This is a genomic window from Sphingomonas sp. SUN039 (assembly GCF_024758725.1).
In the GTDB taxonomy this organism is placed as follows: Bacteria; Pseudomonadota; Alphaproteobacteria; order Sphingomonadales; family Sphingomonadaceae; genus Sphingomonas_O.
Map to the genome: position 1 here is coordinate 1,473,288 of NZ_CP096972.1, position 21,795 is coordinate 1,495,082.

The 21,795-nt window shown below is 65.8% G+C and carries 18 protein-coding genes and 2 tRNA genes; 1 reads left to right on the plus strand and 19 read right to left on the minus strand.

Features of this window, described 5'->3' with window-relative positions; translation table 11 throughout:
- The first annotated feature begins 54 nt into the window (after positions 1–54).
- Positions 55–130 (plus strand) — tRNA-Lys (locus M0209_RS07165).
- Between the two features lie 133 nt (positions 131–263).
- On the opposite strand, the gene M0209_RS07170 is transcribed toward M0209_RS07165, so the two are convergent.
- The 19 genes from M0209_RS07170 to M0209_RS07260 all read right to left on the minus strand — a co-directional run bounded on the left by M0209_RS07170 (position 264) and on the right by M0209_RS07260 (position 21,794).
- On the minus strand, positions 264–1,298 hold the full coding sequence (locus tag M0209_RS07170; protein WP_258887600.1) for a Glu/Leu/Phe/Val dehydrogenase dimerization domain-containing protein: 1,035 nt from the start codon (positions 1,296–1,298) through the stop codon (positions 264–266).
- A gap of 75 nt (positions 1,299–1,373) precedes the next feature.
- Positions 1,374–1,450: transfer RNA gene (locus tag M0209_RS07175), tRNA-His, on the minus strand.
- Between the two features lie 80 nt (positions 1,451–1,530).
- Complete coding sequence (gspN, locus tag M0209_RS07180; RefSeq protein WP_258887601.1) at positions 1,531–2,226, minus strand: type II secretion system protein N; 696 nt, start codon at positions 2,224–2,226, stop codon at positions 1,531–1,533.
- Positions 2,223–2,702: a type II secretion system protein M gene (locus M0209_RS07185; protein WP_258887602.1), complete on the minus strand. Its 480-nt coding sequence runs from the start codon at positions 2,700–2,702 to the stop codon at positions 2,223–2,225. The genes gspN and M0209_RS07185 overlap by 4 nt, the downstream gene beginning before the upstream one ends.
- Positions 2,699–3,778, minus strand: a complete 1,080-nt coding sequence (gene gspL / locus M0209_RS07190; RefSeq protein WP_258887603.1) for a type II secretion system protein GspL — start codon at positions 3,776–3,778, stop codon at positions 2,699–2,701. The genes M0209_RS07185 and gspL overlap by 4 nt, the downstream gene beginning before the upstream one ends.
- Positions 3,775–4,755, minus strand: coding sequence for a type II secretion system minor pseudopilin GspK (gspK, locus tag M0209_RS07195; protein ID WP_258887604.1), 981 nt, complete (start codon positions 4,753–4,755; stop codon positions 3,775–3,777). Before gspK ends, gspL begins: the two co-directional genes overlap by 4 nt.
- The gene (gene gspJ, locus M0209_RS07200) at positions 4,752–5,351 is read right to left on the minus strand and encodes a type II secretion system minor pseudopilin GspJ (protein ID WP_258887605.1); all 600 of its coding nucleotides are present in this window, start codon (positions 5,349–5,351) and stop codon (positions 4,752–4,754) included. Before gspJ ends, gspK begins: the two co-directional genes overlap by 4 nt.
- The gene (gene gspI, locus M0209_RS07205) at positions 5,348–5,707 is read right to left on the minus strand and encodes a type II secretion system minor pseudopilin GspI (RefSeq protein ID WP_258887606.1); all 360 of its coding nucleotides are present in this window, start codon (positions 5,705–5,707) and stop codon (positions 5,348–5,350) included. Before gspI ends, gspJ begins: the two co-directional genes overlap by 4 nt.
- Positions 5,697–6,167: a GspH/FimT family pseudopilin gene (locus M0209_RS07210; protein ID WP_258887607.1), complete on the minus strand. Its 471-nt coding sequence runs from the start codon at positions 6,165–6,167 to the stop codon at positions 5,697–5,699. Before M0209_RS07210 ends, gspI begins: the two co-directional genes overlap by 11 nt.
- A complete protein-coding gene (gspG, locus tag M0209_RS07215; RefSeq protein WP_258887608.1) occupies positions 6,142–6,585 on the minus strand; it encodes a type II secretion system major pseudopilin GspG in 444 nt (147 codons plus the stop codon). The genes M0209_RS07210 and gspG overlap by 26 nt, the downstream gene beginning before the upstream one ends.
- Positions 6,585–7,817 (minus strand): type II secretion system inner membrane protein GspF, encoded by a 1,233-nt coding sequence (gspF, locus tag M0209_RS07220; protein WP_258887609.1) that lies wholly within the window; start codon positions 7,815–7,817, stop codon positions 6,585–6,587. The genes gspG and gspF overlap by 1 nt, the downstream gene beginning before the upstream one ends.
- Positions 7,818–7,823: 6 nt before the next feature.
- On the minus strand, positions 7,824–9,308 hold the full coding sequence (locus M0209_RS07225; protein ID WP_258887610.1) for a GspE/PulE family protein: 1,485 nt from the start codon (positions 9,306–9,308) through the stop codon (positions 7,824–7,826).
- Positions 9,305–11,464 (minus strand): type II secretion system secretin GspD, encoded by a 2,160-nt coding sequence (gene gspD, locus M0209_RS07230; protein WP_258887611.1) that lies wholly within the window; start codon positions 11,462–11,464, stop codon positions 9,305–9,307. The genes M0209_RS07225 and gspD overlap by 4 nt, the downstream gene beginning before the upstream one ends.
- A complete protein-coding gene (locus M0209_RS07235) occupies positions 11,461–12,288 on the minus strand; it encodes a type II secretion system protein N (RefSeq protein WP_258887612.1) in 828 nt (275 codons plus the stop codon). The genes gspD and M0209_RS07235 overlap by 4 nt, the downstream gene beginning before the upstream one ends.
- A gap of 92 nt (positions 12,289–12,380) precedes the next feature.
- The gene (locus tag M0209_RS07240; protein WP_258887613.1) at positions 12,381–15,068 is read right to left on the minus strand and encodes a TonB-dependent receptor domain-containing protein; all 2,688 of its coding nucleotides are present in this window, start codon (positions 15,066–15,068) and stop codon (positions 12,381–12,383) included.
- A 79-nt stretch (positions 15,069–15,147) separates the two neighbouring features.
- Positions 15,148–16,749, minus strand: a complete 1,602-nt coding sequence (locus tag M0209_RS07245) for a hypothetical protein (protein ID WP_258887614.1) — start codon at positions 16,747–16,749, stop codon at positions 15,148–15,150.
- Between the two features lie 313 nt (positions 16,750–17,062).
- Positions 17,063–18,112 carry a YeiH family protein gene (locus tag M0209_RS07250; protein ID WP_258887615.1) on the minus strand — a complete coding sequence of 350 codons (1,050 nt, stop codon included), beginning with the start codon at positions 18,110–18,112 and terminating at the stop codon, positions 17,063–17,065.
- A 7-nt stretch (positions 18,113–18,119) separates the two neighbouring features.
- The gene (locus M0209_RS07255; protein ID WP_258887616.1) at positions 18,120–19,403 is read right to left on the minus strand and encodes an MFS transporter; all 1,284 of its coding nucleotides are present in this window, start codon (positions 19,401–19,403) and stop codon (positions 18,120–18,122) included.
- Between the two features lie 3 nt (positions 19,404–19,406).
- A complete protein-coding gene (locus M0209_RS07260; RefSeq protein ID WP_258887617.1) occupies positions 19,407–21,794 on the minus strand; it encodes a TonB-dependent receptor in 2,388 nt (795 codons plus the stop codon).
- Position 21,795: the final 1 nt, after the last annotated feature.

The following is a 21,795-nucleotide window of genomic DNA, read 5'->3' on the forward strand; positions in this document are numbered from 1 at the left end:
CAATGCTAACGGCGCGCCTCTTCGCAGGAACGCCCATGCGGCGCGCGGCGATACGGACGCATAGCTCAGTTGGTAGAGCAGCTGACTCTTAATCAGCGGGTCCTAGGTTCGAGCCCTAGTGCGTCCACCACCGCGCAGGTCGCGGTGGTTTTGCAAAGCAAAACCTCAGACGACCAAGCGCGGACGGCCTTGCGAAGCCAAGGACCGACGCGCGGCTTTGCCGCGACGCACCTTTTTTTCCGTAGCGCCGCGACGCAGCCCGCCTAACCCCGCCCGATCAGCCCTTGCGCCATCCGGTCCGCCACCTGAGCAGGTGTTTCGCCGGTTGTGGCGCTCTCTGCCCATACTGCCTCCAGCCGGTCGGGGATGCCCGCGATGCGCGCCTCGACCTCGGCATCGCCGCCCTGCCCCATATGGCGTAGCACGTTGATGATGCCGCCGGCATTGATGACGTAATCGGGCGCGTACAGGATGCCACGCGCGGCAAGCTGTGCCCCTTGCGCCTCGGTCGCCAGCTGGTTGTTCGCACCGCCCGCCACAGCGGCCACGCGCAGCGCGGCAATGCTGTCCGGCGTCAGGATTGCGCCCAGCGCGCACGGGCTCAGCACATCGGCGTCGAGCGACATGATTGCATCGACGGGAGCAACCGCTGCCCCGAGTTCGCCCGCCAGTGCCGCGGCGCGCGCGCCATCGACATCGGCAAGCGTCAACCGCGCACCATCCGCCGCGAGCAGACGCACCAGGCCCCCGCCGACGCTGCCGACACCCTGCACGGCGATATGGACGCCGCGCACGCTGTCGCGACCGAGCGCACGCCGTACGGCGGCACAGACGCCGAGATAGACGCCCTTCGCGGTCGAGGGGCCGGGATCGCCGCCCAGGCCCGGCAGGCCCGCGACATGGCGGGTCACCTGCGAGAGCGCGACCATATCGGCCTCGCTCATCCCGACATCCTGCGCAGTGATGTAGCGCCCGCCAAGACTGTCGACCGCGCGCGCAAAGGCGGCGAGCAGGTCGGGCGTCTTGGTGCGGTCGGCATCGGCGAGGATCACCGCCTTGCCACCGCCCGCGGGCAGGCCCGCCATCGCGTTCTTGTAGCTCATCCCGCGCGACAGGCGCAGCGCGTCGGTGACGGCGTCATTGCTGTCGGCATAGTGCCAGAACCGCGTGCCGCCCGCTGCCGGACCCAACGCGGTCGAATGAACGGCAATGATCGCGGTCATGCCGGTCGGGCGGTCGTGGAACAGATGGACGCCCTCATGCGCGTCGAAATCGGGGAGGTCGTAGGCGGCGGGCATGGCAGGTCTCGACAGAAAGTTACGCAACATCGTTAGAAAATTACGTCTGCCGAGTCACGGAAAAAGCGGGGGCGCTGGGGCGATCGACGGGGATTGAACCCGCAACCTCCGGTACCACAAACCGGCGCTCTAACCAATTGAGCTACGACCGCCATATCCGCATCGATTGCGGTAGAGCGCGCGACGCCCCTACGCGCGGTGCCCTTGAAACGTCAAGTCGCGAGGCGACCGGTCATAGCGCCCCCGAGACGCGAACGGTATAGCCGCCCGGTCCTGCGACGAAACCCGACGACAAAAGCTTGGCCATCAGCACCGGGTCGGTCGTCCGGATCGACAGATCGGCGCGCCATGCCCCCTTTTCGGCGATACGCAGGTCGATCCGCTCCATGCCCGACTGACCGACAAGCGGCAGCAGCAGCATCGCCCCGTCGCACCGCACCGCCCCGCTCATCCCGCCGGGCAGCGCGAGTCCGCCGACATCGCCTGCGATTTCGGCCCGGATGCGTCCGCGCGCCAGGGCACAACGCCCGTCGCGGAAAGAAGTTGTCACCCCGTCGAGATTGAGGCGTGCCAGCGGCAACGGGCGCAGGCGTCCGGCGAGATCGAGGACACCCCTTGCCTCGGCGATGCCGACACTGCCCGACGACGCCACCAAAGTGCCACGCAATCCGGATGCCGAAAAACCCAGCCGTGCCTCGCCGACCAGCAGCGGCAGGACGCGGAGGGCCACATGCATGTCGCCCAGCGGCAGTCCGGCGACGTCGACTTCGCGCAGCATCCCGCGCCACACGCTGCCCTCGGCGCGTTTTGCGGCGATGCCGCTTTCGTCGGGCAAGGCCAGCGGCAGCACGACCGCGAGCGGCAGCGAGACCAGCGCGATCAGCGCTGCGGCCGCACCGCCCACGATCCAGCGTTGCCGTTTAGTCACCGCGCCCGCACCCTGAGCGTCCCTTCGACGGCGAGCGTGGCATCGCTGTTCGTCCGCAGCGTGATCCGCTCGACGATGACCCCCTGACGCGCGAGCTGGGCCAGCCACCCGAACAATGCCGGTCCCCGCGCGGTCGAAATGCCGATGTTCACCCGGTCGGGTGCGACCGGATCGAGCCGCGACAGGGTAAAGCCGGCCGCCTCTGCCGTCGTGCCGACCGCAAGCGGCAGCGGCGACGACAATGCCGGTGCCGGGGTCAGGCGCGACAGGCGGACACGGTCGGCGACAGCGGCAACCCTGCCTGCCGCCAGCGTGGCCGCTTCGAGCCGTGCCTCGGCCTGCGCGCGCGCATTGTCGATGGGACGAATGACGATCAACCAGAACAGCAGGAGCGCGATCAGGGTCCCCATGACGGCGAGCAGCATCCGCTCGCGCTCGCTGCGTCCCGACCACCAGAGGAGGGCCTGTGCGATCATCGCGCACGCACCGTGATGTCGCGGTAGGGACGCCCCTGGTTGCCGACGACCGGGCCGGGGACGACCTGGAGTCCGCTCGCCGCCAGCCGGGCTTCGACCGCGCCAAGGTCGGTCGCGCTGGTTGCGCGCACCGTGGCACGCAAGCCACCCTCTCCGTCGAAAACCATCGAGCCCAGCTCGACACCGGGCGTAGCGTTGACTGCCGCGCCGACGGCAGCGGCCAGCGACTCGAACCCGCCACCGGCCCCCTGCATCGCGGCCAGCCGCGCCTCGGACTGGAGCACAGCATCGGTGACGGTCGTGCCGGGGGGCAGCACGGCGGTGGCCTGCGCCAGCGTTTCGGCTTCAAGCGCCGAGGCGCGCGCATTGAGGCGGACGATGGTTACGAGCTGCGTTGTGAGCACCAGCACGCCGATGATGAGCGCCATCAGGGCATAGCGGCGCAGACGTGCCATATCGACCGGCCAGCGGCGGCGTTTGGCGAACAGGCCATGCCGCAGATCGGCCTCGGGAAATTCGACAGCAGCGACGAGACCTGCTTCGAGCGCGGGACGATCGAGCGTTTCAAGCGGATCATCGCCGGTGAGCAAGGGTGTCAACACCGGATCGTCGGCAAAGGCCGTGTCGGTGCCGCGCACGACCGCTTCGGTGCCTAGATCGCCGCGCACGAAACCGGTTTCGGGGCGCGCCAGCAGCAGGGGCGCGGCAATCAGGTGTTCGGGATCGAAGCCCGCTTCGGCAAGCGCCGCCAGATAGGCTTTCAGGTGGGCCGCAGGCACACCGACCGCAAGTCGATGCCCCTCGGTATCCGCCGCACCGACCGCGACATGCAGCGCCTCGGGCGGCAACATGCTGACATCGGCGAGCGCGATCCGGGCCGCGCCTTGCGCTTGAAGGTCGGCGAGATCGGGCAGATCGACAGTGCGGACGATGACGTCGGCGGCGGGGACGATAGCGACGCTGCGTTCGGCGTCGGTTTGCGGCAGGGCGTCGGCCAGCATCTCGCCGCGCGCCAGAATATCGCCCGCGACGATCCGCAGCCAGCGTCCGTCGGCAAAGACGACCAGCGTGCTCATGACGGTTCGCCATAGCTGCGCCGCGCGATTTTGGCAGGCTTGAGCGCCGCATCGATCAGCGCATGTTCCTCGAGGTCTGCACCCTCCAGCTCGACCATCAGGGTAAGATCGAACCAGCGTGTCGCGAGCTTCACCTGGCCCCGCCCGCCATCAGCTGCGCTGGCGGCGAGTTGCGGCAGGCTCCAGAACGTCGCGAGCGAGTCCCACCCCGCTTCGGGCCGCGCCTCGACCACGGCGGCGGCGCGCGCGGTGTCGAGCGTCGGCACCACTGCCGCCAGCAACGGTGCCTGTTCGCGGCGAAGCGTATTGACGTTGATGGTGGTCAGATCGGTCACCGGCAGGGCACAGACATAGGGACGAAGCCGCGCATAGAGCGCGGGCGTGACCCCGGCAACCGCGCGCCACTCGCTGGTATCGGCCATCAGAGTGTTGGCCGGGAGATAGGCGACACGCGCATTGGCATAGGCCGCGTCCTCGGCCCCGCCCGCCAGTGGTATGGCGTCGCTGTCGATCCAGTCGGCGGTCGCATCGGCAAGGCTGTCGGCATCGCGGCCGGGCACGTCGAGCAGAGTCATCAGTCGGGCGAACTGGGTGACGGCAAAGGGCCGCACGGTCAGTACCCCGTCCTGCGCCTTGTCGACCAGCGAATTGAGGTTGAAGCAATTGCCGCCGTCATCGATCCGCGCGAGGGCGGTGCCGCCGTCGATGGGGAAATTGGTCGGCTGGCCGGCCCAGTTCCCGGCAAGCGTGGTCTTTGCCGCGTCGCGCTGGATCAGATCGCCGATGCGGTAACGCGCGACGGTTTCCGCCGCCATCGCATAGGCGCGCGCCTGTTCGATGCCCCCGCCATTGGCGGTCAGCCGCGTGCCAATCTTCAGCCGTTCGAGTGCGGCAGCAGCAAGCACGGCCATGACCGCCACGATCAGCAGGACGGTGAGGAGTGCCGCGCCCTCTTCATGATCGGGGGGGCGTCTCACGGGTAAGCGGGTCCGGTCACGAAAGCCAAAACGAGCGGCGGCTCGCCGGTGCGCTTCACCGTCATTTCGACAGCAGCAGGCAGCGTATCGAGCAGTGGATCGTCCCAGCGCGGCCGCCATTCGCCGCGCCGGTCGCGGTAGCGCATCGTCAGTTGCTCGACCCGGTCGGCAAGGACGATCCCGGCAGGTGCTGCGCTGCCGTCGACCATCGGATAGGCGGTGCGGGTCAGGCGGCCCTCGTTCAGCGTCACGTCGACGCGCTGGATGCCCGCGCGCGCCGCACCGTCGGGATTGGTCCAGCCGCCCCTGACATAGCCGAGGACAAGGGGGTTGCTGCGCCCGTCATTGCCGGTGAAGGCGCGCACCGGTTGTCCATCAGGCGCACGGGCAATGCGGGGCAGCGCTTGGGCAAGGTCGTTCGCCATCAAGGTCGAGAAGCGCCGCAAGTCGGCCGTATCCTCGAGCCGCTGCGTCGCCGCCGCCTGCGCGCGGACGCCGAAGCTGAGCAGCGAAACGCCCGCAGTTGCGAGCATCGCAAAGATGAACAGCGCGACCATCAGTTCGATCAGGGTGAAGCCCGCGTCGCCCCGCTTCACTGCACGGCCCTCGCCAGCGAGAGTCGCGTCATCGGGCGGCCCGCTGCATCGGTCACCGCGAGATCGATCCGCACGATGCGGACGTCGTCGGTACGCTTGGTCTCGCGGGTCCAGCGCCATGTCACGCCCGCATTCGTCACCTCGCCGGCATCGGTCCCGAACGCGGGTGGGCGCGGATCGGTGAGCAGGTTCACCGCCAGATTGCGCGCCACGATCTGCGCGACCGTCGTGTCGGCCAGCCGCTGCGTGCTGAACAATGTTGCACCTTCAAGCCGCAGCAATGCGAGTGCAGCGAGGCTGAAGATCGCGAGCGCGACCAGCATTTCGATAAGCGTAAAACCGTTTTTACGTGACACGGACAGCTCCGTTCGCGGGAATGTCGATCCGCACCCGCACGGCGTCCTTCGACAGATCGATGGCCGCCGGTTCCGCGACCGCACCGGTGGCGTCGAAGGTCACTACAACCCGGCCCGTTTCGCCCGTTGCTGCCGCGACTCCGGCGGGGAAGGCGACAGTACCGAATCCCTTGCCGCCATAGGGCTGCCAGCGCCCGCGCAATCGCCGCTCGGCGGTATAGCCCCCGGATTCGACCACGATCCGCGTGCTGCGCCCCTCCAATATCGCATCGTCGCGCACCGCCAGAGCGCGCGCGGCGAGCCGTTCGCCCTCGTCGCGCACCCGTCCGCCGGGATCGGGCATCGCCAGCACGACCGCTGCCGACGCAAGACCGAGGATGACGAGCACGACCATCAGCTCGATCAGCGTGAAGCCCGCGTCGCGAAGGCTTCGCTTATTGCCAGTTGCCGATATCGGCATTTTCGCCTGTGCCCCCTTCCGCACCGTCCGCGCCCAGCGTGTAGATGTCGTACGGCCCGTGCTTGCCGGGATTTTCATATTTATAGTCGCGGCCCCAGGGGTCTTTGGGCAGCTTCTTGATATAGCCGCCCGCCTGGTAGCGCGACGGATCGCTCAGCGACGGCGGCGGTGCCTTGAGCGCGCCCAGTCCTTCGGCGGTTGCGGGATAGGTCAGGTTGTTGAGCCGGTAGAGTTCGAGCGCCTGGTCGAGGGTCGCGATATCGGCCTTCGCCTTCTGGTCGTTCGCCTTGCCGAGCTGCGGCAGCACGGTCAGCGCGACCAGCGTCGCAAGCAGGCCGATGATGACGATGACGACCATCAGTTCGACGAGGGTAAAGCCCTCTTCGCTGGTGGCGCGGGCGGGAAGCGACTTTTTCATCATGTACCAGCCAGTGTTTCGAGTTGGAGGATCGGGAGCAGGATCGATAGCACGATTGCCGCCACCACGCCGCCCATGACGACGATGATCGCGGGTTCGAGCAGCGACAGCGCACTTGCCGTAAATGTGTCGAATTCGCGCTCGAGATAGTCCGCCGCGCGTTCCAGCATCGTGTCGAGCTGGCCCGACGCCTCGCCCGATGCCGACATATGGACGAGCAGCGGCGGGAAGATGTCCGACCGCTTGAGCGCCGCCGACAGGCTGCCACCGGTGCGGACCGATTCCGCGATTTCGTCCGATGCTGCCCGCAACGCACGGTTGTGTACGGTCGCCGCAGTCAGGGTCAGCCCTTCGAGCAGCGGCAGGCGGCTGCCAACCATCGTCGAGAGTGTGCGTGCCATCCGCGCGGCATGCAGATCGCGGGTCAGGCGGCCGATCAGCGGGAAGCGCAGAAGCGCGCGGTCGACACGCAGGCGGATCGCCTCGTCTTTCAACGCAAAACTCGCACCGACAGCCAGCAGACCGAGCGCGATCAGCAGCGCCCACCAGTAACTGGCGAGGAACCACGAAATGCCGATGACAATACGGGTGAGCAGCGGCAGTTGCTGCCCCACTGTATCGAACTGCTCGACGACCTTGGGGACGACGAAGATCATCAGCGCCATCACGACGAAGGTCGCAACGATGGCAAGGATGACCGGATAGGCAATGGCGGTTGTGATTTTCGCGCGCATCTGCGCCTGGCGCTCGAGCAAGGCAGCAAGCCGTTCGAGGATCGTCGGCAACGTCCCCGCGCCCTCGCCCGCCTGGACCATCGCGCGGTACAACGGCGGAAAGCTGCGCGGCTCGCGCCCCATCGCGTCGGACAGGCGGCGCCCCTCGACGACGCCCGCATGGACGCGGTCGAGGATCGTGCGGACATGATCGCCTTCGGTCTGGCGGGCAATAGTCCGCAGCGCTTCCTCGAGCGGCGTGACCAGCGACAGCGTCGCGAGCTGGCGGGTGAAAAGGGTCAGCGCCTTTGCACTCAAGCGGCGCGGGCCGATGAGGGTGTTGAACGAGGCCAGCGGCGAAGCGGTGCGCGGTTTATCGCCCGAGGCGGTGTCGAGCCGCACGATGTAGAAGCGCCGCGCGCCAAGCTTGACCCGGGCATCGTCGAGACTGGCCGCCGCCAGCGAGCCGCGCCGCTCGCGCCCGGCGGTGTCGATGACGTGATAGTCGAATTCAGCCATCGCCCATCAGCCGTCGTCGCTGCCGCGCCGCGAAATCCGTACTGCTTCCTCGGGGGTAGTCAGCCCTTCGCGGACCAGCGCGCGGGCCGCAGCACCGAGGTTTGGCGATTTCGCAAAGGCGTATTTCGCAATCGCGTCCTCATCGGCACCATCGTTGATCAGGCGGCGGACGGTGTCATCGATACGAATTGCCTCGAACACGCCGACACGGCCCTTGAACCCGGTGTTGCCGCATGACGCGCAGCCACCGGGTTCGTAGATGACTGTCCGTTCCTTGACGCCGAGCAGCGCGGCGACCGCGGAATCCGCAGGCAGCGCGCGACGGCACTCGGGGCACAGCCGCCGCACCAGCCGCTGCGCGATGACCGCGCGGAGCGTGGACGCCAGCAGAAACGGCTCGACCTTCATGTCGCGCATACGCGTGATCGCGCCCGCCGCATCGTTGGTGTGGACGGTGGACAGCACCAGATGCCCGGTCAGCGACGCCTGCACGGCGATTTCCGCCGTTTCACGGTCGCGGATTTCGCCGATCATCACGACATCGGGGTCTTGCCGCAGAATGGCACGCAGCCCTGCCGCAAAGGTCAGCCCGACCTTGGCATTCACCTGGGTCTGCCCGACGCCGTCGATGGCATATTCGACCGGGTCTTCGACGGTCAGGATGTTGCGCGTGCCATCGTTGAGCAGGCGTAACCCGGCGTAAAGCGTGGTCGTCTTGCCGCTGCCGGTCGGCCCGGTAACAAGGATGATCCCGTTCGGTTCGGCAAGCGCATCGCGCAGCAGCGCCAGCGTCCCCGGTGTCATGCCGAGCACGTCGAGATCGATCCCGGCGTTCTCCTTGTCGAGGATACGCAGCACGACACGCTCTCCCGCGCGGCTGGGCAGCGTGGAGACGCGTACGTCGAGCAGCTTGCCACCGAGCGTCAGGCCGATCCGCCCGTCCTGCGGAATGCGGCGTTCGGCAATATCGAGCCGCGCCATCACCTTGACGCGGCTGACGATGACAGGGGCCACATGCGGCGGCATCCGCAAGGTTTCGCGCAGCACCCCGTCGATCCTCATCCTCACGATGAGGCCGCTCTCATACGGCTCGATATGAATGTCCGACACGCCCTGCCGCACAGCTTCGGCAATGATGCCGTTGATCAGGCGGATCGCCGGGGCATCGTCAGCGGTGTCGAGCAAATCCTCGGCGCTCGGGATGCCGCTCGCCAGCGCGTCGATCTCCTCGGCGCCCATTGCCACCGCTGCCGCCTCGCCGTCGGTCATGTAGTGGTCGGATAGCAATCGGTCGAAAGTCGGGGCACCGACCGGCACGACATCGAAACTCTGCGCCAGATGCCGCCGCACTTCGAGCAACACCTGCGGGTCCGCCCCTTCGCGCAACGCTACCGACGGACGATTCCCGGTCCCCGGTTGCATCACCACGCCGAACCGGCGCGCAAAGGCATAGGGAATGGACGGCAGCGTCGGGGCGTCGGCTTCGCTCATTTGTCCTTCGGCACGGGTGCGGGGCGGATGACCTGTCGCGAGGTCGTCGACGGAACGATCTGCGGCGGCGGGGGCGGCGGCGCTTCGCCCGGCGCGGCCTGTTGTGGCACGACCGGACCCGGCGGCTGCACACCCATATAATCGCGCATCAGTTCGTCGATGCTCGGTTCCTGATCGGGATTACCTAGCAATTGCTGCGAGCGGACATAGCCATAGCGGCGCTCGGCAAACGCCTTGGCGTCCTCAGCCGTCCGCAGAATCGTCGGGCGGATGAAGACCATCAGATTGGTCTTGCCGCGCGAGCGGCTGCGCGACCGGAATAGCTCGCCCAAAAGTGGAATGTCCCCGAGCACCGGGGTCTTCTCCAGCGTGCGCCGCTCATTGTCATCGAGCAGCCCACCGATGGCCATGATCTGCCCGTCGTCGACCGTCATCGTCGTCTGGATTTCGCGCTTGTTGAGGATCAGGTCGGACGAGTTATTGGTGACGGCCCCGGCAATTGAACTGACTTCCTGCCGCAGGAACAGTTTGATCGCCCCGCCCTCGCCTATCTGGGGCTTCACTTCCAGCTGGATACCGACATTCTGGCGCTGCACGGTACGGAACGCATTGTCGAAATTACCGGACAATGCCTCGCCGGTGGTCACCGGGATTTCCTGCCCGACCAGGATTTTCGCCTCCTGATTGTCGAGCGTGACCACCGAAGGCGTCGAGAGCAGGTTCGACTGGTTATCCTGCGATACCGCATTGATGATCGCGCCGAGATACAGGTTGTTGCCGAGACCGAACGCTGCCCCTGCCGTACCACCGGTCGCGCTGTTGACGGCGCTCAGGGCACCCTGAAGCAATGTGCTGCCGTTGCTGTTGCCCGTCGTCGTGGTCGTCGTCGTCCCGTTGACCGTCGTGGTGGTCGTCGTCCCGCCGCTCAGCTGGTTCTGGAGCAGCCCGCCTGCGATCGGGACGATGCTCGGCGTGACGTTCGAATAGGTCGTGAACGCACCGCCGTTCGGACCGCCGAACGCGAGCTGGATGCCGAGTTTCTTGGCCGCCGTGTCCGAAATCTCGACGATGATCGCCTCGACCAGCACCTGCTCGCGACGGGTGTCGAGCTGGCGGATGACTTCGCCAAGTGTCCGCTGCACATCGGCCGATGCCGAGATGATGATCGCATTGGTGCCCTCGTACCGCGCGATGATTGCAGGCGAGCGGCTGGTACCTGAGACTCCGGCACTTGAGGTCGCGGCGGGCGTGGCGGCAGGAGCCGCGGTCGTTCCAGGCAGGCTGCGCGTCTGCGCGTTCGATACGACTTGAGGCGTGATGCTCGGCGTCTGGCCGACGAGGGTTTGCAGCACCGGCAGCAGTTTTTCGGCATCCGCATGTTGCAGGAACACGACCCGGATTTCGGACCCTGCCGCCGCGCGCCGGTCGAGATCGGCAATGATCTCGGCAAAACGCGCCACCGCCCGCGCATCGCCGCGCAAGGCAATGGCATTCGAACTATCGACCGGTGACACCGCCACCGTCCCGCGCGGGCCGCCGACGCTGGTCAGCGCCTGCAGCGCGGTCGCGATTTCGCGGGCTCCCGCATTGCGGAGCGGCACGATGCGCGTCTCGGCGGAATCGCTGTCGATCCGCGCGATGACGCTGCGGATGCGGCGGATATTGTCGGCGTAATCGGCGACGACCAGGCTGTTGCCCGCCGCATTGGCGGTCACCGATCCCTCGCGGCTGACCAGCGGGCGCACGGTCTCCACGGCTTGTGCGGCGTCGATCGAGCGCAGCCGGAACACTTCGGTGACGAAGCTGTTGCGCGCGGCACCCTGCGATCCGACCCGGCCCGGCTGGGCGGCGGCGCCGTCCACCGGCTGGATGCGGTAGGCGCCATTGCCGGTCGGTACCGCGACCAAGCCGTTGGCGCGCAAGGTCGAAAGGAACACCTCGAAATATTCGGAACGACTCAAGGCGCGATCGGTCACGACCGACACTTTCCCCGCCACGCGCGCGTCGATGATGAACGTGCGACCGGTCACCCGAGCCGCGTCTTGGATGAACGCGCGGATATCGGCGTCGCGCAGGTTGAGTACCTGCTGCGCGAGAGACACCGTGGGTGCGGCTCCTGCGAGCGCAATCGCGGCGATCAGGCCCAGACGCTTCACTTGGCCCCTCCCGCCGACACGTTCATCGTCGTCCCGTTGCGTTCGATCATGAACGTCAGGCGACCTCCGGGCGGCACCCGCACCACGGCATTGGCGATATCGTCGACCGAGCGCACCGGCTGTCCATTGATTTGCGTCACGACATCTCCCTGCACCAGCCCGGTCTGTGCGAACAACGTGCCGCTCCCCTTTGGTGCGACAACGAAGCCGGGGGCAGCACCCTTCTCGCTTCGTGGCGCAAAGGCGATGCCCTCGGCAAGGGCCTGCGGCGAGATTTGCGCCGAAGGTACCGGCGCACCGGGCAGGCCCGGAGGCGGAGGAGGCGTTCCGGGCGCTCCCGCAACAGGGGCAGCTACCGACTGGTCGAGGAACAATTGCTCGTCGACGCCACCGCGTTCGAGAACGACATGGTCGAAGGCCACCGACTTCAGCTTCACGCCGCCGACGATCTCTTCACCGACCGCATAGCTGCTCTGCACCCCGGCAGGCGTCGCAATGATCGCCGAACCACGCCCCATCGCCTGGTCGAGCCGGATCCCGTAGAGCTTCAGGGGCAGCGAGGTGACGGCAGAGGGACCGCCGCCTCCGGCGTTGCGGAAAAATGGATCGAAGCGGGTCAACAGCGTCGGGTCGGTGACCACCACCGATCCACCAGGCGCGTGCCAGGGCCCGACCGGCCCGAGCGGACGGAAGAGCGCCCAGAAAAGCGCGACCGCAGCGCCAGCAATGCCGAGGATCAGCAGGAGTTCGGCGAACGTCGTCGCCGAGAACCTCGTCGTGCCGCGCAGGGCGGGAAGCGGCCACGCACCGCGGTTGAACTGCATGTCGCGCCGATGCCCTTCCGCCCTTCGATCAGCGTCGCTCTATGCCGGAACCGCCGGTGACATGCGACAAGATTGTGATCGTGCGCTGTCCGTTACTGGAACTTGACCGTCGCCGACAGCGCGAGCGTCGTGCCCACCGAATAAGTGTTGATGTCGATGCGGTTGTTGCCCGAACGCTGGAATTCCTCGTGGCGCTGGCCGGTGATGTTGCGCGCCTCGAACTTCAGTTCGATTTCCTTGCCGAGCACTTCGATCCCCTCGCGTGCGACAAAATCGAGGCGGAAGCCGGGGCGTTCGATCACATCGGGCTGCGGCACCGAACCGTTGAGGCCGCGGCTGACGACACGGTTGCTGGCATAGCTCAGCAGAATCGTCTGTTGCGACAGACGGTCGGGATGTTCGAGGCCGATCTGGAGGTTGGCGACATGGTCCGACTGGCCGGTCAGCGGCCCCCCGTCGCGGAAATAGTCGGACGCCCTAGAGGAGAACGCCCCGAACACCGTGGTCGTGTCGCCCGCCGCCACTTTGATCTTCGATTTGGTGTAGGTGTAGTTCGCGGTCAGCACGATGCGGCGCTCGGCAAGGCTGCCCGATTTGAACAGCCCGTCGAGGTTGAAGTTCTTCTGCAACTCGAACTCGGCCCCGTACAGTGTCGCCGTGGGCGCATTAGCGAACGACGTGACAAGGTCGCCGCCGGTGATGAACGCCTCGATCGGTTTGTCGATTTTCTTGTAGAACGCCGAAACCGACAGGCGCTGTTCGGGCGCGAAATACCATTCGAAGCGCCCTTCCGCATTATAGAGCTGGCTGTCCACCAGCAGCGGATTGCCGCGGTACTGCCGGTTCGAATCGGGGTCGAAATACGGCTGGTTGATCAGTTCGCGGAATTGCGGACGGGCAATGGTCTTGGACGCGCTCACGCGCACCTGCATGCCGTTGGCGACTTCCCAGGTCAGCGTTGCGGCGGGCAGCCAGTAGTTGCGCTTGAGGCTGGTTCCCGCCGTCGATGCGCCGGGTGTGGTGAACACCTGGATCGGCGTGACCGTCTGTGTCGCACTCTCGTAGCGGACACCGGCATCGAGGCTTAGCGTGTCGGTGAACTTGGCGTTGACCTTCGCGTAGCCAGCGTAGTTTCGCAGGCGCGCGAAAAACGCCGGATTGCCTTCGTCGGTTTCGATCAGCGCGATCCGGAAAGCGTTGATCACGTTCGCGCCGAGCAGCAGGTCGGGCCGCAACAGGCCGACGCCGACCGGAAAATTGCTCGGTGCCTGAAACTGGAAATCGCGACGCGAGCTGGTGCGCTTGGTGTCCGACCACGCCCCGCCGACGGTCGCGCTCAGCCGGTCGTTGAACCGGTAGCTGAGATCGCCGCTCGCCGAATAAAGGTCTTCGTTGAGGTCCGAATAGGTGATGCGCGCATCGCCACGGTTGCCGTTGTTCAGCGTGTTGATGAACAGAGCACCATAGGGATCGACGGCGGCGTTGGTGCGGACATATTCGAGGAACAACTCGCCCGGTGCCTCACGCTGCGAATTGGCATAGGCGCCGCGCAGGTCGAGACTGAGGCCGTCGGCCAGCTTGAACTCGCCGACGAACTGCGAATTGATCAGCTGGCGTTCGTACCAGGCAGTCTTTTGCTGCATGTAATCGACGCCCGTCCCCTGCCGGTTGCCGAGCGACAGGCGTGCCTGCTTGATCGTGTCGCGGATATACAGGTTGGTGACGCGAATTTTGTTGGAGTCCCACTCATAGCCGAGACCGAGCAAGCCGTTCACGACGACGCGCTGGTCGGTGTTCACCTGGGTGAAGTTCGATTCGAGCGTCGAGACATCGGCGCTGAGCGAAGCCTGGTTGAGCGACTGGCGCGTGGTGTATTTGTTGCTGTAGCCTGCCGCGAGGATGATGCCGAGATCGCCTGCACCGACCGCGAACGACCGGCCGCTGGTGATGTTGGCCGAGAAATTGGGCACAACCTGCCAACGCTGGACGACGGCATTCTGCCCCGTAACCAGGCCATTGGCGATCGCCGAGGTGTTGACGGTGCCCGAGCTGGTGCGTGCGCCGCTGCGGATGAAGGCGGCGAGCGGTGCAGGCATGTCGCGCACGCCATTGTCGAAGCCGGTATTGTCCCAGCGCGCGCCGAAATAGCTATAGCCGACATGCCCGGTCGTTTCGCTGTCGCCCGACAGGCCGATGCCGATATTGAAGAACGGCTCACGCGGCACAGCGCGGGTGGTCAGGTTGATCACGCCGCCGCCGAATTCGCCCGGGTAGTTCGCCGAATAGCTTTTCTGGACGAGCGACGACGCGATCACGCCGCTGGGGAAGATGTCGAGCGGGACGACGCGGCGCAGCGGTTCGGGGCTGGGCAATGGCGAGCCGTTGAGCAGCGCCAGCGAATAACGGTCACCGAGACCGCGCACATAAACGAAACCGCTGCCGACGACGCTGAGGCCCGTAACGCGGCCCAGCGCGCCTGCGATATTGCCTTCGCCAGTCCGCGCGATTTCCGCCGTGCCGAGCACCGACACGACCTGGTCCGACGTCTTGGCGATGTTACGGTCGCGGCGACCGGTCACGACGATCTCGTTCGCGCCGGGGGCCGAAATGTCGACTTCTTCCTGCGCCGGGAGTTCCGCCGCCGGCTCGGGTGCTGTCGCGGGCGCTTCGGCAGGCGGTGTTGTGCCGAGCGAGGTCGTCGCCTGGGCCAGCGCCAGCGACGGTGCCGCCAGCGCCGACGAAGCCAGCAGGATCCGCGCGAGGTGCAGCGGCTTCAACATTCTTCGGTCCCCCGGATATGGGTGCAGGCGCGGGAACAGCCGCAACAGGCTGCTCCCGCCGGTATCGTGACGTTCGGGATCAGGTGGTCGGCAGCGACGTGCACGACGTCGAGCCCGTACCGAAATTCACCGTTGCGCTGTTGCAGGCCCAGCCCGCGTACCAGGTGTCGGTGCTGTTGCGGACGGCACCGATCCATGTCGTTGCATCGAAGAAGGTCGACAGCGCAGTCGCGTTGAACCCGGTCACCGCTGTCTCGTTCGCGCCGTTGATGAACACGCTGGTCAGCGAGGGGGTGAAGGCATCGCTATTGAAGTTCGTCCCCGTCGCGAAAGCCGCCGCAACCTGCGCCGCCGTCAAGGTGCCCGAACCGAGATATTTGGTCGCGTTGCACTGGAGCACCACCGACCGCGCGGCGAGCGTCGCCGGGGTCGCCCCCGATCCGTTCATGCGGATGCATTCGTTGTTCGGCGACAGCAGGATGCCGTTCGCAAGCGTCGTGTCGGAATTGCCGCGGAACAGGCCCGCCGCGAGGTCGTTCGCCTCGTTATCGGCGCTCGCAACCGGCTGGATCGCAGTCCAGTTGACGACGTTGAGGCGCGTGCGCGGCGTATCGGTTTCGAGCCCGTTGCTGTCGATTTCGAACAGCGCATCGCCACGGCCCGAGCGGGGCAGCAACAGCGCATACTGAACGTTCATCTGCGCGCCGGTATCGACGTCGAGGCTGTCGTCGTCCGCGCCCGTCGCAATATAATATTTCAGGTTGACGCCGCCGCCGAAGAATTCGGCCCCGTCATCCGAACTGTTGTGCGACTGGATATGGTCGAGGGTCGTTCCAGTCCCGATCGCTTCTGTCGTCAGCGCCTGCAATTCGCGGTTCGCACCGAGGACAAAGCCCGAATAGCGGATCTGGACATAGCTCATGCGGCCCGCGTCATAGGCGTTGTTGGTGCCGCCGAAGCGCGCGAGGTCGGCCGCGCCTTCGGTGTCGCGCTCGCAGGTGTTCGACGCGACTGAACCGACGTTGCAGTCGGTGGTGACGCCGCGACCCAGTAGCACGACGCCGCCCCACTGCCCCTGCGATGTATCGTCGTTGAGGCCGAGGATGTTGTCGCGGCTGGTAAAGACAATGGGCGCAGCAGCAGTGCCGATAGCGCTGATTTTGTTGCCGCGATTGACGGCAAGCCACGACTGACCGGTGTTACCGAACAGGATGACACCCGGATTGATCGTCAGCGTCACATTGGTGTCGGCGGTCAAAGGCGTAGTGCAGCCGACCGTCGTCGAGGTGACCGGAGCCGCCGCCGTCGGCGCGGTGAAGCCGCCGTCGCAACCGACGTTGACCCGGCCATTCATGGCATAGACCAGACCCGTGATCTTCGGCAGCGTGATCGACGTGCGGATGACCGACGGCAGCGTGCAGACACGATAGCTGCCAGTCGGACCCGAAATCGTGCCGCTGTCGGTGAGCCCCTGGGGATCGAGAATTGTCGGGCAGCCCGAGGCGGCGGCGACTGTGGTCGGAGTCGGGGTAGGTGTCGGGGTCGGTGCGGGCGTTACATTATTGATCGTCACATTGCCGCCGGTGCCGGGCGAGGCGATATCGCTGGCACCACATGCGGCGAGCGCCGCAAACGAGGCACCCGACAGCATGACTTGAGTAAGGCGTTTGAACGAGGCCATAGTATCTCCGCTCCGGCGCACCGGCTTCGAGTGAATATCGAGGTTGCGGAGATGGCCGACTCACCCGGCCCCCTTTTCCGCCCCGCCGGTCGGTTAGGCGGGACGTGTGACAGGACGGCGCAGTTACGGCGACAGATCGGAGACTCTGGCGTTACGGCAATGTGACACTGGGGATGGCTTAGAGTTTGATCACGCCAAGCTGATTTTTTCTTCGAGCGTCAGCGAGATAACGCTCTCAGCCTGAGAGAGTTCTCGCTACCGCTCGAACGAGCTTCTCGCTGGCGCTCGAAGAAGAAGAACCTGAAAACATGCTCTAAACGAGCAGCAACGCCGCCCCGAGCGCCAGCACGAACGACACGATCGTCGCGGCGATGACCGGCATCGATGCGCGCCAGCCCTGTTCGAGCAGCAGGTTCATCGGCGAGCGGATGCCGGTCGCGGTGACAGCGAGCAGGAGCAGCGCGGTGGCGGTCGGTTTGGCGATGTCGAGCACCGGCTGCGGGAGCGTGACGAGCGAGTGCAGCGCACATAGCGCAAGGAAGCCCAACACGAACCACGGCACGCCGACGCCGCTGCGCTTCACACCGTCTTCGTCGCGATAGGCATAAGCGACCACCGCCAGCGCGGGCGCGAGCAGGGCCACGCGGGTGAGCTTCACGACTGTCGCGGTCGCGCCCGCCTCGGGCGAATAGCTGTAGCCCGCCCCCAATGCCTGCGCGACGTCGTGGATCGACGCCCCCATCAGGAACCCCGCCTGCCGGTCGGTGAGGTGCAGCATGTGCGCGAGCGCGGGATAGAGCGACATCGCAAGCGCGCTCGCCGCTGAAACTGCGACCAGAACAAGTGTCAGCTGGGCCTGCGACGCGCGCTTCTCGCCGAGCACGCTCGACAGCGCCAGCGCAGCTGACGCACCGCAAATTGCGACAGCGCCGCCCGCCAAAGTGCCGAACGCCGCGCCGCGCCCGATCCATTTCGACATGACGGTGCCGCTCAACGTCACCAGCGCAACCATTGTGGCAATCGCGGCAAAGGCGGGCACGCCCAGACCGGCAATCTGGCCGAACGTCACTTGCAACCCGACGAGCACAATGCCCCAGCGCAACAGGGTCTTCGAAGCGAACCCCAGCCCCGCGTGGAGCCGCGCATCGGCATTGGCGAAATTGAACGCGAGGCCGATCAGCAGCCCCATCAGCATTATCGGCGCACTATAATGTTCGGAGAGATACGCCGCCGCCAGCGACGCAATCCCGGTCAGCAGCAGGCCAGGCAGATAGGCGCGAACGCCCTGCCGCTCGGCGGGCGCGGTGTCCAACACGTCGCCGTACAGGTCGGCGGCCAGCGGCAAGCGCCGCGTATCGCTCACGCAACCCTCAGTGCGCAGCGACCGGCGTCGACCCTGCATCGGGTGCGCGACGGATTACGGGAATGAACAGTTGAAGCCATCCGAGCGCCAACAGATAGGAGAAACCGGCAAAGACGAACAGCGGCAAATAGCCGAGCCCAGCCCCGAGCACGGCGGCCGTGACGGGCTGGATCAGGCCGCCGCCGACATTGCCGACAAACGCGCCGAATGCAGTCAGCCGCGCGACCTTCGCCCGCGGGGCGATGTCGGTGATCGTCGAGAAGATGCTGAGCGAAAAACCCTGATGCCCCGCGAGCACAAAGGCCATCATGATCGCGACCGGCCAGAATTGCCCGATATACAGAACGAACGGAACCGGGAGCACGACCAGCGCCGAGGCGAGCATCACGCCCTTTCTGACCCGGTTGAGGTTCCAACCGCGATCGAGCAGTCGGGTCGACAGCCAGCCCCAGAAGAAGGCGCCGACGCCCGAACCGATGAAGGCGATTGCCATCGCGACGGCAAGATCGGTACCCTTCAGCCCGAAAGTCTTTCGATAGAAATCGGGCAGCCAGTAAAGCATCAGCCACCAGGTCGCGTCCGACAGCGCTTTCGCGACCGCAATGCCCCACGTCTGGCGATTGGCGAGGATCGGGCCATAGCTGTCGCCCGTCGTGCCGCCGTCGGCAACGACCGTTTCGTGGCCGTCGTCGACCTTGATCGTTCCGAACGCGCCCAGCCACAGCACGATGATGACGATCCCGCTGAGTCCGGCCAGAATGAAAGCCCCGCGCCACCCGACCAGGCTTTCGAGCCAGGGAATGACGAACGGCATCGATACCAGCCCCACCGCTGCGATCAGGGTTAGCAAACCGACCGCGAACGACCGCCGGTCCGGCTCGAACAGGGTCGAAATCGTCTTGATATTCAGCGGCGTGCCCATCGACTCGGTCGCACCGAGCCCGATCCGGCAAGCGATGAACTGCCACATGCTCGACGCCCAGCCATGCGCAGCGGCGGCAATGCTCCAGGCGCCGACGCCCACAACGTTGCCCCATTTCACGCCCAGCCGGTCGACCAGCCAGCCAGTGAACAGGAAGGCGGCGGCCGATGCATATTGGAAATAGGCGGCGAGATTGGCGTAGTCTTGGTCGGTCCAGCCGAGATCGCCAGACATCTCGAACTTCAGCAACGCAATGATCTGACGATCCATTGCGTTCGAAATCCCCGCAAGCGCGAGAATGACGAACAGGATCCAGCGACGTGCCGGGGTCAGGAGCGTAGGAGCCCCGCCGCTCCCGACCCCGGCCACGCCTTATTTGCTCCCGAAATTGAAGCGCGCTGTCACGCCGAAATAACGGTCGGCATCGCGCGGGATTTGATAGAGCAGCGTGCCGCCCGGTCCGCCTGTCCCGATCGTCGACGGGTAGGCATTGCCGAGCACGTTCTTTACGATGAACGACACCCGGTATTTGTCGTCGGCACCGACCGCCGCCAGCGTGAAGTCGATCTGCTCATAGGCAGGGATCGTAACTGCGCTTTGCGTCTGAATCTGCGCGACCGTGTTCAGCGCCTGCAGCTGCGACAGTTGCTTGTCGGTGAAGGTTGCCTGCGCGCCGAGTTCGATGCCGAAGGGCAGCGAGGCCGGTTCGATGGTGTACGTCACACCCAGCGAACCTTTGAACTTCGGCGCGAAGGCGAGCGGCGTTCCCGGCAGGATCGCATTGCCAGCCTGGGCGGCGGGTGGCGGGTTGAACGCATCGACGCGCGCCTCGGCATAGGCGATGCCGCCGCTGATCGTGAAGTTGCGCGACGGGCGCACCAGCCAGTCGGCCTCGAACCCGCGGCTCGACACGTCGCCCGCATTTATGATCGTCGTCGTCACCGCGCCGTTGACGGTCGTGGGGAAGTTCGACTGGTAATTCTTCACCTTCACGTAAAATCCGGTGAGGTTCAGGATCACGCGACCGCCGAACATGCTGTTCTTCAGACCGACTTCGAACGAGTCGGACAGCTCTGGCGCGATCGGCGCGGTGTTGAAGAACTGCATGTTGAAGAACGTATTGAACGCAGGTCCCTTATAGCCGCGTGCATAGCTGGCATAGACCATGTGGTCGGGGTTGATGTTGTAATTCAGCGCGACCTTGCCCGACAGGTTATTGGCGCTGGTTGACGCGGTAAACGGCACGCCGTTGGCACCGGTACCGGTGGAGTTGAGCGCCGCATTGACACCGGCGTCGAACGCTGCACCGATCCCCGCCGGAGCACCGACGCCCGGGAACGTGGTTCCGGTGAAGTTGGTGGTACGGATATGGTCGGTGCTGACATTATCGTGCGTGTAGCGCAGACCCGCGATCAGCTTCAGCTGCTGCGAAATGTGCAGCGTGCCCTGGCCGAAGAATGCGTAGTTTTCGAAGATCGATCCGAAATCGGCAGTACCGCGCGGATTGACGATGGTCGAGCCTGCCGGGCACGGGATGAGCCCACTGGGCAGCGCCACGCCGGTCGATGCGGTGCAATAAGTGTCGGTACGCGTAAAAATGCGCCGTGCCTTCGCCTTATAATAGAACGCCCCGAGGACATAGTCGAAGGTGTCGCTGACCGGCGAGGTCAGGCGCAGTTCCTGCGTGAACGTCGACGAACGCTGCGGGCCATCATCATAGATCAGCGGAATCGTCGTATAGACCTGATCGACCCAGCTGCCGTCGCGGATCTCGGTGTTGTTCCACTTGCGATACGAGGTGATCGAGGTCAGCGTGTGCTCGCCGAGCGACAGGTCGGCCTGCAGCGATGCGCCCCAGGTTTCCTCGGTCGTGCGCGTGTTGCGGCTCTGGACGATGCGACGGGTGTCGGCACCCTGGATCGGCGCGAGCACCGCCGTCACCGCGGGAATCGTCGCGGCGGTCGGGTTCAGCGCGCCCACGACAAAGGCACAGCAATCGTCATCGGCGCGGCGGTAATCGGCCAGCACCTTGATCCGCAGTGCGTCGGTCAGCTGGCCGATGAGCTGCAACCGGCCGCCGTAGTGCAGATACCCGTTCACATATTGCCGCGTCGTCGCATTGTAGAGATTACCGTCGTAGTTGCCGTAGAAGCCGGTGATCCCCGCCTTCCAGTTTTCGCCGATCGGGCCGCCGATCGACGCCTTGGCCTTGAACTCGCTGCGGTCGAAATAGCCGACATCGACATAGCCACCCAGCGTGTCGCCGGGTTCGCGCGTGACGATGCTGACGACACCGGCCGAGGCGTTCTTGCCGAACAGCGTGCCCTGCGGACCGCGCAGCACTTCGATGCGCTCGATGTCGTAAAGGTCGCCGAACGCCTCGCCCGCGCGCGCCAGCACGACGCCGTCGAGCACTGCCGACACGCTGGGCTCGGCCGCGATCGAGAAATTGGTGGTACCCAGACCGCGCAGGAACAGCGCGGAGTTGAGGCCCGTCGTCCCCTTGACGAAGGTCAGCGCGGGGACGAGCCGCGTCGAATCCTCGATGTTGTTTGTCGACAGGCGTTGCAGATCCTTGCCGCTCACGACCGACACCGCGACCGGCACGTCCTGCAGACGCTCGGTGCGCTTTTGCGCGGTAACGACGATTTCGGTGGGCGCGCCGTCATCGGCAGCCGGTGCAGGCGTCTGCGCGAGCGCGGGGCTGGCGGCGATCATCGCGAAACCGGCGGTACCTGCCAGCATCAGGGTCTTGGTCATC